The following is a 12,522-nucleotide window of genomic DNA, read 5'->3' as shown; positions in this document are numbered from 1 at the left end:
GGGGAGAGTCTACTTCAACACATATCCATATAGCCGCTTAATCCCGTCGGCATCCTTCTCGCTGTAAACGCCCTGCAGCTCCGGCGAGAAGCCCGGCAGCAGGTTGATGCCCTCCTCCAGCGCAAGGAAGTAACGCTGTACCGCCCCGCCCCAGACTTCACCCGGCACCACGCACAGCACGCCCGGCGGATAGGGCAGTGCCCCTTCGGCAGCAATCCGCCCTTCGGCATCCCGTATGCGAACCAGCTCCACGTTCCCGCGAATATACGCCTGATTGGCATCCTGCGGGTTCATCAGCACCTCAGGCAGGCTCTCCTTGCGGAACATCGCCTTCTGCAAATCCTTCACGTCGAAGCTGACGTAGAGATCGTGCATCTCCTGGCACAGTTGACGGATCGTGTAGTCGCGGTAACGCACCGGGTATTTTTGGTAGATGGTCGGCAGCACGTCGGCGAGCGGCGTGTCGTCTTCAATATGCTGTTCAAACTGCCCCAGCATTGCCACCAGCTGAGCCAGCTTCTCGCTGCTTTCGGCAGGCGTCAGCAGGAACAGGATCGAGTTAAGGTCGCATTTTTCCGGCACGATGCCGTTTTCACGCAGGTAGTGCGCCAGAATCGTCGCCGGGATCCCGAAATCGGTGTACTCCCCGGTTTCGGCATCAATGCCCGGCGTGGTCAGCAGCAGCTTGCACGGGTCAACAAAGTACTGCTCGCTCGCATAGCCCTCAAATCCGTGCCATTTGGCCCCCGGCTCGAAGCTGAAGAAGCGCAGCTCGCTGGCAATGGCGTGCGTCGGATGATCCTGCCACGGCCGCCCCGCCACCACCGGTGGGATAAACGGCTTGATCATATGGCAGTTAGCGATGATGGCCTTGCGCGCCTCAATGCCCAGCTCCACACACTCGGCCCACAGCCTGCGCCCGCTTTCCCCTTCGTGGATTTTCGCATTGACATCCAGCGCCGCGAACAGCGGGTAAAACGGGCTGGTGGAGGCATGCAGCATAAAGGCGTTGTTCAGCCGCTTGTGCGGGCAGAAACGCGCCTGGCCGCGGATATGGTTATCCTTTTTATGGATCTGCGAAGTTTGCGAGAACCCGGCCTGCTGTTTGTGCACCGACTGGGTCACAAAGATGCCCGGATCGTTCTCGTTCAGTTCCAGCAAGAGCGGGGACGTTTCCGCCATCATCGGAATAAACTGCTCGTAGCCTACCCAGGCGGAGTCAAAGAGAATGTAGTCGCACAGATGGCCGATCTTGTCGATCACCTGACGGGCGTTGTAGATCGTCCCGTCGTAGGTGCCAAGCTGAATGATCGCCAGGCGGAAGGGACGCGGCTCGTCGGCTTTCTCCGGCGCCGCCTCGCGGATCAGGTCCCGCAGATACGCGTCGTCAAAGCAGTGGTCGTCAATCCCGCCAATAAAGCCAAACGGGTTACGTGCGGCCTCAAGGTAAACCGGCGTGGCGCCCGCCTGGATCAGCGCCCCGTGGTGGTTAGATTTATGGTTGTTGCGGTCGAACAGCACCAGATCGCCGCGGGTGAGCAGCGCGTTGGTCACCACCTTGTTGGCCGCCGACGTGCCGTTCAGCACGAAGTAGGTTTTATCCGCGTTGAAGACTTTCGCCGCAAACTTTTGCGCATGCTTGGCGGACCCTTCGTGGATCAGCAGATCGCCCAGCTTCACGTCGGCATTGCACATGTCCGCGCGGAACACGTTCTCACCGAAGAAATCATAGAACTGCCGCCCTGCCGGGTGTTTTTTGAAAAACGCGCCGTGCTGGTGGCCCGGACAGGCGAAAGTGCTGTTGCCCATCTCCACATACTGACTCAGGGTGTCGAAAAACGGCGGCAGCAGGTTCTCTTCGTAACGGCTGGCAGCAGTCTCCAGTTCCAGAAACTCCTGAGCTTTACCCGAGATGACCGCGGTGGCGCCGTCAGGCACCTCCGTCGGCTCCTGAGAGAAAATAAACACCGGTAAATGAAAGCCCGTGCGTTTCAGCAAGGCAAGGATGCCGCTGCGACTCTCTGTCGTCGTCATGACGACGGCTGCCACATCGGTGAAATCCGTGCTGTCCAGCGTCACCTTTTCGCGATGCGTAGACACCGTTGAGAGCAGCTCGCGGCTGACGGCGATTTTCATGGTTTTCATAAGCGCAATTACCCTCACCGAACGGTGAGACAGGGAGGAGAAAATTCGCGCAATAATGTCACCTTTTATTTTGAGGTGCAAGAAGGAATCAGTATGCACGTATATCACCCAAAGCTAAGGCCCGCGCAGCGCTGACGTGCCATAATAATGCAATATCAATGATTAAATAACAGGAGTTAAGCGTGGTTATCGGGCCATTTATCAACGCAGGAGCCGTATTGCTGGGCGGCGTACTCGGCGCAGTGCTGAGCCAGCGGCTGCCGGAGCGTATCCGCTCATCCATGCCCTCGATATTCGGCCTGGCCTCGTTAGGGATCGGTATTCTGCTAGTGGTCAAATGCGCCAACCTGCCGGTGATGGTGTTGGCCACCCTGCTCGGCGCGCTGATTGGCGAGTTTTGCTATCTGGAAAAAGGCATCAATAATGCGGTAGGCAAAGCCAAAAACCTGATAGCCCGACCGGGCAAGGCGAAGCACGGCACGCACGAGACGTTTATTCAGAACTATGTCGCCATCATTATTCTGTTTTGCGCCAGCGGCACCGGGATTTTCGGTTCGATGCAGGAAGGGATGACGGGCGACCCGAGCATTTTGATTGCAAAAGCGTTTCTGGATTTCTTCACCGCCACTATTTTTGCCACCACGCTCGGCATTGCCGTCGCGGCGATTTGCGTGCCGATGCTGCTTATCCAGCTGGCACTGGCTACCTGCGCCACGTTAATTCTCCCGCTCACTACGCCGGCGATGATGGCAGACTTCACCGCCGTCGGCGGCCTGCTGCTGCTGGCAACAGGGCTGCGCATCTGTGGGATCAAGATGTTTGCCGTGGTGAACATGCTGCCCGCGCTGCTGCTCGCCATGCCGCTCTCCGCGCTCTGGACGCACTTTTTCGCTTAAGGATGCGGCGAAATGGTGAGAGATTGCGCAGTCCGTAACGAAAACAACATTTTTCGTTGACGCCACCGGGCAGATCGGGTTTAATGCGCCCCGTTGCCCGGATAGCTCAGTCGGTAGAGCAGGGGATTGAAAATCCCCGTGTCCTTGGTTCGATTCCGAGTCCGGGCACCACTATTTAAAGAACCCGCCCTCATGGCGGGTTTTTGCTTTCTGAGTCAACAACTTGTTGGTTTATCAGTAGTTACCCCTCTTATCTTTCCTCCGGCCCCGCTTCCCGGTGGTACAAAATGGGCATTATGATAAAGCCTACCAAAGACCGAAACGGCACCTACTATACAGTGGACACATGCCGGATTGCCCAGGGCCTCCGAAAACGTCCAGTCGTGCTGCACATCCGGCCTGATTGATGGTGAAATTCCCGACAAAAACGGCTGGCTTTCCGCTGGTGTTGCCCTTTCCCTACTACAGCGGCCACTCAAGCGAGAACGGGCTTCTCATTGATGCCATTGAGCAAAAATCTGGCCTGATACTTTCGGTGATGCCCGGTGAAAGCCGTCTAGCAGGCCGAGGTGTGTAGCTGCAAAAAGCGACTTCTGCTTCAGACCCCGTAACCACATTGCTACTATATTGTGCATGCGTTGGCACGCATGGCAGTCAGAGGGAGCCGTTTATCAGTCTAAACAGACGCCGGTAAAGCAATTGAGAGGAATTACAATGGATGCAGCATTGCTTAACATGATGCAATCAGGTGGAAGAAATAAAGCCTGGGCGGAAACGATGGTGAATATGGAAGCCAGGAAACTGGTAAATACAGCCAACACTCTGTCGGCTTTTCATCTCAGCGATGGTCTGACTCGAATGAAGTTCATTCAGGAAATTCGGGACCTCATAGAACAACAGTTTACGCTAGCTCGTCAGGCTAAATCAGATAAAGAATGCATGGACTGCGTTAAAATACTTCGAGAAGAAAACTATAACCTCCTGGAACAAGCTCGTTTATTACGAACGAAGGCAGCGAAGCTTTACGCGAAAGTCGAGTTCATCCGAGAGAATAACAAAATTGTTGGGTATGTTATCTCGGCAGTTAGTGTTGTCCTGGCCGGTGCTGAAATAGCCGCAGGATTTACACTGATTGGCACGATGACCCCTCTCGGAGTTCTTGCTGGTGCGATTCTGGTTACTGACGGGGCAAACAGCATCAGTAAAGAAGTGGCTCGCTACGCAACGAACAACACTACCAGTGAAGGGCTGGTCGCGAATGCCGCGATGTCTACAGCTGAGTTTATGGGCTTTAGTCGTGAGAATGGTTTAGGTGTCTACAAATCAATCTCACTGGCCGCTAATGCGTATACCATTTTTGGCTTGTTACGGCGACCTGGTACCTGGCGACTGTTTCGTTATCTACCCACAGACTATTACCGAAAGGTGAGCACATTGAGCCGCCCGCAGCTTACAATGAAAATAGCAGGTTACGGCGTGAAAGCTAAGATTATTTTTGATCTGTTGTCCGTCAGCGACCCGTCTCAGAATTAGTCAGCATTTTACGGTAACGCCAGGATTTGTAGCCAAGTTTTGCTGGCGTTATATACCAGATAAAAGGTAGTACAATCAATAACGTGAGCGCAAGTGTCAGACTTGTATCCCTGGATGCAAGTAAAAGAGTTAAAGCCAGTATGATAAAGGCAATAATAGTTATCCACTTCATTGCCTTAAAACGATTGGCCAGATCATGAGTTACGCTATCAAACGAACCACCGTAATTCTCGATATTGTTTTTTAGCTTTTGAAGATCTCGTTTACTAAAACCTGATTTTAAAAGTGCTTCTTCGCTGGTCATTCTACTAACCATCCCATAACTCACTGAAACATGTGACGAAGTTTAACTGAATTTGACGGATAAATCGCTACCTGTCGATATTTGTCAAATTTATATTTATATCAAATAGTTGAAGATATCTTACAGTGGCGGTGACCAGACTCTTCAATCGTGTCCATGACAACGTCCTTGTGTCGTTTTGAGCCAGAGTAAATCCAAACCCAAGGCCAGGAAGTTGTCCTCATCCAGCGTTCTCAAACCTCTGAATACCGCCCGCAATTATGCTTTTGTTCTCTCCCCAACCTAGGGATCGTTCCCACCTGCGCCCAGCAGTTTGTTTTTGAAGATAAACAAACACGCCTCGTTGAAGTTCTCCGCCCCCAGTCGTTCCGAGAGCGCCATTCGTTTGCGATAGAGACTTTTCACCGACGTATTCAGCTCGCCTGCAATCTCCTCCATTGACATCCCTGCTCTCAGCAACCGCAACATGATCGTTTCATGCGTGCTCAGCCGTAAATTCAGCAGCCACTTCGTGGTCAGGCGACGGCCCTTCATATTGAGCACCAGGTTAAACAGCGAGGCCATATCCGGCGCCGTCAGCGACGTGTTCATAAACAGCTTCATACTGAGCAGATTCTCCTCGCGATGGCGCATATCAAGCATAACGCAGCAAATCGTTTTTTTCGTTCTGGCCGGATGGCGTATCAGGTAATCATATAAACGGAGCGGCGCACGACTATCAATCAATACAGAATATTCATCTGCACCGTTATCAAATATGTTTCTGTCAATCGAATCGAGCAGGATAATATCCGGAAAAAATATCCGCATCCCCCTGACAAGGTAGCGATCCTGAGTCACTAACACTATTGAAGTTGCCACTAACCATCCCTTTTAGATTAAAGCAAGAACGATCCTGCGAAAAGAAGACCGCCTTCGTTTTATAGCGCTGTTATATTAACGATAGATGTATTCTGGCTTTGGACATCCCTCAATACACACATTGATGAGTAAGACTTCCTGTAGACTATCATTCAATGTCTGTCTTTAATTATAAGTAAAAAAAAATCGCAGAAAAGACACTTCTCTAAACATTAAGAATTTTTGTCATGAAACTTCCCAAACATGCACCAGAAAGTACTTTAATTGAGGCTAACAAGCGTCATTAAAAATATATACAAAACTGTCACAATAAAATAAAATCATTATATTTCAATTATTTGCAATTAATCACTCAATTCAAAATAAACACAAAAAACTGCTCATTACAGAATTATCTCAAAACGACACAGCCGCTTTTCAGCATATTTATCGGGCAACATATCGGGTGTACATTACCTCCCATCCAGTCCACTAAGATGAGGCGCCATAATTACCTTTAAGTAAGTACCCCTTAACGTTACTGCATTCAGATTTAATGTTCTCATTTATGGCCTTTAACGCAGAGTTAAAAGGCAGCCGTGTTATGCAATGGATTCATGATAAACAAATGGCAAATAGATATGGAAAGATCGCTTCGCTTCAGTACATTATTCTTTTATCGCACCCCAACATTATTGTTTCTGTTATTACTCTTTCCTGTTCTGGTTCAGGCGACGGAATCCGTTTATGAGCAACAGATTCAACAGGCGCGTAATGGTAATTACACGTCGTTTCTCGATTATCTTCAGCGTTATCAGCAGCAGCATGCCCTGACGCCTGAGCACGTTGCGGACTGGTTACAGGTGGCGGCCTGGGCAGGTCATGATGACGAGGTTATTCAGGTCTGGCAGCGCTACAGCATTTATATGCCGCTGCCCGCCCGCGGCGTTGCGGCTGTCGCGCAGGCCAGACGAAATCAGAAAGCGTGGGAGCCCGCTCTGGCGCTCTGGAAAGAAGCGCGCAGCCTTGCGCCGGATAACGACGATTATCGTATCGGCTATATCAAAACCCTGGCCGATGCCCGTAAAGATACGCTTGCCCTGCAGGAGGCCCGACGGCTGGTGGCGGAGGCCCCCTCGCAGGCGCATCTTCAGACGCTGGCATACGTCTGGCTACGCCAGGGAAAAAGCTGGGATCGGCTTTTAGCCGACACGCGCGCGCTGTATATCGCGCCAGAAAATCACGCGCTTCTCCGCGAGCGGGTCGACGCGCTAACGGATAACCGGGTCAATACCCCCGCGCTCCTGCTTTCACAAAAGGTGGCGCTAGCCCCCGCGGAGCGTCGTCGTCTTGAGCTGAATGCCGCCGCCGAAAGCGTTCGCCTTGCAGATGTGCCGGGCAGAACAGAAAAGGAGCGCCTGCAGCTTGCGCAATCCGCGCTGAATCGTTACGACGCGCTGCTTTCTCGCTGGCAGAGCGAGCCGCAGGCGGCGGAAGACGTCGTGCTTGCGCGTATCGACCGGCTCGGCGCGCTGTATGCCCATGCCGATTACCCGCGGGTCATCAGCGAATATCAGGATCTGACGGCAGCCCGGCATCCGGTGCCGGGCTGGGCAATCGGCTGGGTGATCTCCGCATATCTGCAGGAGAAAAACGCTGCCGCCGCCTTCGCGCTTCTGCAACGCTATCCGCAGTACGCATCTGATCCGCAGGACGAGGAGCACGCGCTTTTCTACGCCTGGCTGGATACGGGAGAGTATCCGTCCGCCCGCCGGTATGCAGAGCGCCACACCCGCAACGTTCCCTGGACCCGTTACGATTTCGGTTCCCCTACCCCTCAGCCGAACGATCGGTGGCTTACCGGTCAGTCGCTTCGTTTTAACTATTTGCTGGCGACGAATGCCCTGCCGGAAGCCGAAAAGCTGGCGCGACGTCTGGCAGCAACCGCGCCGGGCAATCAGGGATTGCAGATTGACTACGCCACCCTGCTTCAGGCGCGAGGCCTGCCGCGCGCGGCCGAGCAAACGCTGAAAATGGCGGAGGCGCTGGAGCCCTCGAATCTGGAGCTTGAGCAGCAGCAGGCTTACGTCGCCATGGATCTGCAGGAGTGGCGGCAGATGGATTTACTGGCCGACGACGTCGTTGCCCGCGCGCCGCGCGATCGCAGCGCAAGGCGTCTGGACAGGCTCCGCACCGTCCACCATATGTCCGAGCTGCGCCTCAACGCGAGCAAGGGTTTGCACTCCGATAACCCCGTCAGCGGGACGCACGATCTCAACTGGGACGCCACGCTCTATGGCCCGCCCGTAGCGGATAACTGGCGGCTGTTTGCCGGCACCCGCTATGCAGAGGGCAATTTCGATGAAGGCAAAGGCTCCAGCCGTCACCTGTTGGGCGGCATCGAATGGCGGCCACGCGATCTCCAGCTCGAAGCCGAGCTCTCAAGCAACCGCTATCACGGGGCGAACAAGCCGGGCGCTCGCCTCTCAACGACGTACAGCCTCACCGATAGCTGGCAGGTCAGCGGCAGCCTTGAGCGCCTGTCGCGCAACACGCCCCTGCGGGCGTTACGCAACGGGATCAGCGCCAACCGGGGGGAAGGCGGGGTGCGTTGGTATCAAAACGAGCGCCGTGAGTACCAGTTCAGCGCCGCCGTCAGCCGCTTCTCGGATCATAACCGCCGACAGGAATACACCCTCACGGGCAAGGAGCGTCTCTGGCAGACCCCGTCCCTGACGATGGATCTCGAACCGGGGATCGCCGCCAGCAAAAACAGCCTGCGGGACACCCTCTATTACAACCCGGCGCGGGATCTCTCCGTGACGGCCGCCCTGGCCGTTGACCATGAGCTGGTCCGCCATTACAACACCCTCTGGAGCCAGCAGTTCGTGGCGGGAGGCGGCCGCTACTGGCAGAAAAATCAGTCCGCTGGTGCCATCGCTGTGCTGGGTTACGGACAACGCGTTCAGTGGAACAACGTCATGGATACCGGCGTGATGCTGAACTGGGACAAGCGCCCTTACGACGGCAAACGCGAGAGCAACCTCTCCGTCACGTTTGATGCGACTTTACGCTTTTAAGGATGATGATAATGAACACACGTTTTTCCGCGAGCCTGATACTCATCGGCTGGCTCTGCCTCAGCGCAAATGTCTGCGCGCAGGCATTTTCGTTTATTGCGCCCAAAGATCGGCCGCAGCTGGAGGCGAGCAAACCCTGGCCGCAGAACCAGTTTCTGGTGCTGGCCTACCACGACGTCGAAGACGATGCCGCCGATCAGCGCTACCTCTCCGTGCGCACCAGCGCGCTAAACGAGCAGATCGGTTGGCTGCTGCACAACGGTTATCACGTCATCAGCGTGCAGGACATTCTGGATGCCCATGACGGAAAAAAAACGCTGCCGCCCAAAGCCGTTCTGCTCAGCTTTGACGACGGCTACAGCAGCTTTTACACCCGCGTCTGGCCACTGCTTCAGGCGTGGAACGTCCCTGCGCTCTGGGCGCCGGTGGGCAGCTGGGTGGATACGCCGGAAAATCAAAAAGTTAACTTCGGCGGCCTGATGACGCCACGCGATCGCTTCGCGACGTGGGATATGGTGCGCGAGCTCAGCCGGTCTCCGCTGATTGAGATCGGGTCGCACACCTGGGCCTCGCATTACGGCATTGTTGCCAACCCGCAGGGCAGCCGCGAACCGGCCATCGCCAACCGCTTTTACGATAAAGCGACGGGCCGCTATGAAACCGATCGGCAATTCAGCCAGCGGATCGGCGATGACGTTCGCAAAGTGACTGAAAAAATCACGCAGGTGACGGGCAAGGCGCCGCGCGCCTGGGTCTGGCCCTACGGTGCCGCCAACGGCACGTCGCTCGCCATCGCCAGACAGCAGGGTTATCAGCTGGCCTTTACCCTTGAGGACGGGCTGGGGAACGTGAAGGAGCTGGGGAACATCCCCCGTCTGCTGATCGCCGGCAATCCCTCGCTCAAGGCATTTGCCAGTACGGTCAGCCAGGTTCAGGAGCACGAACCCGTGCGCGTCATGCACGTCGATCTCGACTACGTTTACGATCCCAATCCGGCCCAGCAGACGCAAAATATCAACAGGCTGATCCAGCGGGTCTACGACATGAAAATCAGCCATGTTTTCCTGCAGGCGTTTGCCGACCCGCAGGGCGACGGCAGGATCAAGGCGCTCTATTTTCCCAACCGCCAGCTGCCGGTCCGGGCCGACCTCTTTAATTTTGTCTCCTGGCAGCTGCAAACCCGCGCGGGCGTAAAAGTCTTCGCGTGGATGCCGGTGCTCTCGTTCGATCTCGATCCTGCCCTGCCGCGCGTGCAGCGTCGGGACCGCTCGTCAGGCCAGCGGCGCGAAGCCACCGATCCCTATATCCGGCTCTCCCCGTGGGACCCGCAGGTGCGCCAGCAGGTGACGGACATCTATGAAGATCTGGCCCGCTATGCCAGCTTCAACGGGATCTTGTTCCATGACGATGCGGTGCTGACCGACGTGGACGATGGCCCTCAGAGCACAACACGTCAGAAAAGCCAGACGCTTATTGGGTTTACCCACGCCCTGAGCCTCGCGGTGAAGCATATCCGTGGCCCGCAGATAAAAACCGCGCGCAACATGTTCGCCTTGCCCATTCTGCAGCCCGAAAGCGAAGCGTGGTTCGCGCAGAATCTTGATGATTTTCTGGCGGAGTATGACTGGACGGTGCCGATGGCCATGCCGCTGATGGAGTCCGTCCCGGCAGACGAGAGTGATGCCTGGCTGACGCGTCTGGTTAAAGTGGTCGCCGCGCGTCACGGCGCGCTCGATAAAACCATTTTCGAGCTGCAGGCCCGGGACTGGGAGCGGAAACCGCAGCGCGCCGTTTCCGACAGCCAGCTGGCACAGTGGATGCGCGTGCTCCAGCTGAACGGCGTCAAAAACTACGGCTACTACCCCGACGATTTCATCAACAACCAACCTGATATCTCACGCATCAGGCCTGTATTTTCTTCGTACTGGTACCCTGACAATGACTGATCGCATTATCGCCTTTTCCATTTTATGTCTGGTATTCGGGTTGCCGTTAGGCGTGGCCGCCCTCTTTACCGGCGAGCTGATTCTGGATTTTGTGTTCTTCTGGCCGCTGTTCATGTCCGTGCTCTGGATAACCGGCGGGCTCTATTTCTGGTTTCAGCTTGAACGCCACTGGTCGTGGGATAAAGAGACGCCCGCCCCGACGCTCGCCGGTGAGCCGCTCATCTCCATTCTTATCCCCTGCTTCAACGAGGGAAGGAATGCCCGGGAGACCATCAGCGCCGCGCTGGATCAGCGGTATGAAAATATCGAAGTTATCGCCATCAACGACGGCTCGTCTGACAACACCGCGCAGGTGCTGCAGGCGCTGGCGCAGGAGCAGCCGCGCCTGCGGGTGATTAATCTTGCGGAAAACCAGGGGAAAGCGCTGGCGCTCAAAGCCGGGGCAGCGGCGGCCCGGGGCGATCTGCTGGTCTGCATTGACGGCGACGCCCTGCTCGACCGCGATACGGCAGCGTATCTGGTGGCCCCGCTGATTCAGTATCCCCACGTCGGGGCGGTCACCGGGAATCCGCGTATTCGCACGCGCTCCACGCTGATCGGCCGCATTCAGGTGGGCGAGTTCTCATCGATTATCGGGCTCATCAAGCGGACGCAGCGGATCTATGGCCGGGTCTTTACCGTCTCGGGCGTTATCGCCGCCTTTCGCCGACAGGCGCTGGCGGACGTCGGGTACTGGAGCCCGGACATGATCACCGAAGACATTGACATCAGCTGGAAGCTCCAGCTGCGCCACTGGGATATCTTTTTCGAGCCGCGGGCGCTGTGCTGGATCCTGATGCCGGAGACGCTCAAGGGCCTGTGGAAACAGCGTCTGCGCTGGGCCCAGGGCGGCGCGGAGGTGTTTCTGGTCAACCTTCGCAGGATTGTGCGCTGGGAGCATCACCGCATGTGGCCCCTGTTTCTTGAGTATGCCCTGTCAACGCTGTGGGCCTTCGCCTACGCCATGACGGTGCTGTTATTTATCCTCAGCCATATCACGCCGATTCCCGCCAGGCTGACCGTGGAGAGCCTCTTTCCACCGGCGTTTACCGGGCTGCTGCTGGGGGTGATGTGCCTGCTGCAGTTCCTGGTCAGCCTGTTCATCGAGCGGCGCTATGAACGGCAGGTGGCCAGCTCGCTTTTCTGGGTGATCTGGTTCCCGATGGTGTACTGGATGATCGGCCTGTTCACCACCCTCGTCGCGTTTCCAAAAGTCATGCTTAAACGCCAGCGCGCCCGCGCGCGCTGGATCAGTCCGGACCGGGGAAAAGGAAGCCTTCAATGAACGAAAATACCTTAATTCTGACCGAACATCGGCTGTTGCCACGTCTTTTCGATGCCGCGTTAACGCTGGTGGCGTGGGGAGGCTTTCTGTTTTTCCTGTATGCCCGGCTCTGGATGCAGCTCACCGAGGAGAGCGACCACCGCTGGAGCGTGATTATTGAGTCCTTTAATACGGTGTTGCTCTACCTGCTGTTCGCCGCGCTCAACGGCTGGCTGCTGATTTTGTGGTATCAGTACAATCGCCGTCGGGCCCACGCGAGGCGGCGTCAGCCGGGTTATTTTCACCAGGAGGAGCTGGCCCGCAGCTTTAATGTCTCACCGCAGATCATCTCTGAGATGAGCCAGTACAACCTGCTGACGGTCTATCATGACCAGATTGGCCGCATCATCGATCTGAAAATCAACGGGCAGGAAGAGGAAGAACAGTAACGAAAAGCCCCCGCAGGATGCCCTGC

Annotated in this window: 9 protein-coding genes and 1 tRNA gene; 7 read left to right on the top strand and 3 right to left on the bottom strand. The window is 55.8% G+C overall.

Annotated elements, in window-relative coordinates; genetic code table 11:
- Positions 1-9 precede the first annotated feature (9 nt).
- Positions 10-2,145: an ornithine decarboxylase gene (locus PI91_RS03875; RefSeq protein ID WP_039265474.1), complete on the bottom strand. Its 2,136-nt coding sequence runs from the start codon at positions 2,143-2,145 to the stop codon at positions 10-12.
- Between the two features lie 182 nt (positions 2,146-2,327).
- Between PI91_RS03875 and PI91_RS03870 the strand changes: the two genes are divergently transcribed.
- From PI91_RS03870 to PI91_RS03860, 3 genes are all read left to right on the top strand, one after another.
- Entirely contained in the window at positions 2,328-3,041 is a 714-nt protein-coding gene (locus PI91_RS03870) for a DUF554 domain-containing protein (protein WP_008499781.1), read from the top strand.
- 95 nt (positions 3,042-3,136) lie between these two features.
- A tRNA-Phe gene (locus PI91_RS03865) sits at positions 3,137-3,212 on the top strand.
- Between the two features lie 543 nt (positions 3,213-3,755).
- Complete coding sequence (locus tag PI91_RS03860; RefSeq protein ID WP_023326053.1) at positions 3,756-4,574, top strand: DUF4225 domain-containing protein; 819 nt, start codon at positions 3,756-3,758, stop codon at positions 4,572-4,574.
- Here PI91_RS03860 and PI91_RS03855 read toward each other — a convergent pair.
- A complete protein-coding gene (locus tag PI91_RS03855; RefSeq protein ID WP_039265473.1) occupies positions 4,552-4,878 on the bottom strand; it encodes a hypothetical protein in 327 nt (108 codons plus the stop codon). The genes PI91_RS03860 and PI91_RS03855 overlap by 23 nt on opposite strands.
- A gap of 282 nt (positions 4,879-5,160) precedes the next feature.
- A complete protein-coding gene (locus tag PI91_RS03850) occupies positions 5,161-5,688 on the bottom strand; it encodes a LuxR C-terminal-related transcriptional regulator (protein ID WP_021242095.1) in 528 nt (175 codons plus the stop codon).
- A 671-nt stretch (positions 5,689-6,359) separates the two neighbouring features.
- Here PI91_RS03850 and pgaA point away from each other — a divergent pair.
- From pgaA to pgaD, 4 genes are read left to right on the top strand one after another with little or no spacing between them, the layout of a single operon-like run.
- Complete coding sequence (gene pgaA, locus PI91_RS03845; RefSeq protein ID WP_039265472.1) at positions 6,360-8,798, top strand: poly-beta-1,6 N-acetyl-D-glucosamine export porin PgaA; 2,439 nt, start codon at positions 6,360-6,362, stop codon at positions 8,796-8,798.
- Positions 8,799-8,800: 2 nt separating this feature from the next.
- Positions 8,801-10,744 carry a poly-beta-1,6-N-acetyl-D-glucosamine N-deacetylase PgaB gene (gene pgaB / locus PI91_RS03840; RefSeq protein ID WP_113771488.1) on the top strand — a complete coding sequence of 648 codons (1,944 nt, stop codon included), beginning with the start codon at positions 8,801-8,803 and terminating at the stop codon, positions 10,742-10,744.
- Complete coding sequence (gene pgaC, locus PI91_RS03835; protein ID WP_039265471.1) at positions 10,737-12,068, top strand: poly-beta-1,6-N-acetyl-D-glucosamine synthase; 1,332 nt, start codon at positions 10,737-10,739, stop codon at positions 12,066-12,068. Before pgaB ends, pgaC begins: the two co-directional genes overlap by 8 nt.
- Positions 12,065-12,496 carry a poly-beta-1,6-N-acetyl-D-glucosamine biosynthesis protein PgaD gene (gene pgaD, locus PI91_RS03830; protein ID WP_039265470.1) on the top strand — a complete coding sequence of 144 codons (432 nt, stop codon included), beginning with the start codon at positions 12,065-12,067 and terminating at the stop codon, positions 12,494-12,496. The genes pgaC and pgaD overlap by 4 nt, the downstream gene beginning before the upstream one ends.
- Positions 12,497-12,522: the final 26 nt, after the last annotated feature.

The organism is Enterobacter sp. FB (genome assembly GCF_000805795.1).
Taxonomy (GTDB): domain Bacteria; phylum Pseudomonadota; class Gammaproteobacteria; order Enterobacterales; family Enterobacteriaceae; genus Enterobacter; species Enterobacter roggenkampii.
The sequence above is the reverse complement of the archived record's forward strand: the minus strand, read 5'-3'. Positions and strand labels throughout refer to the sequence as shown.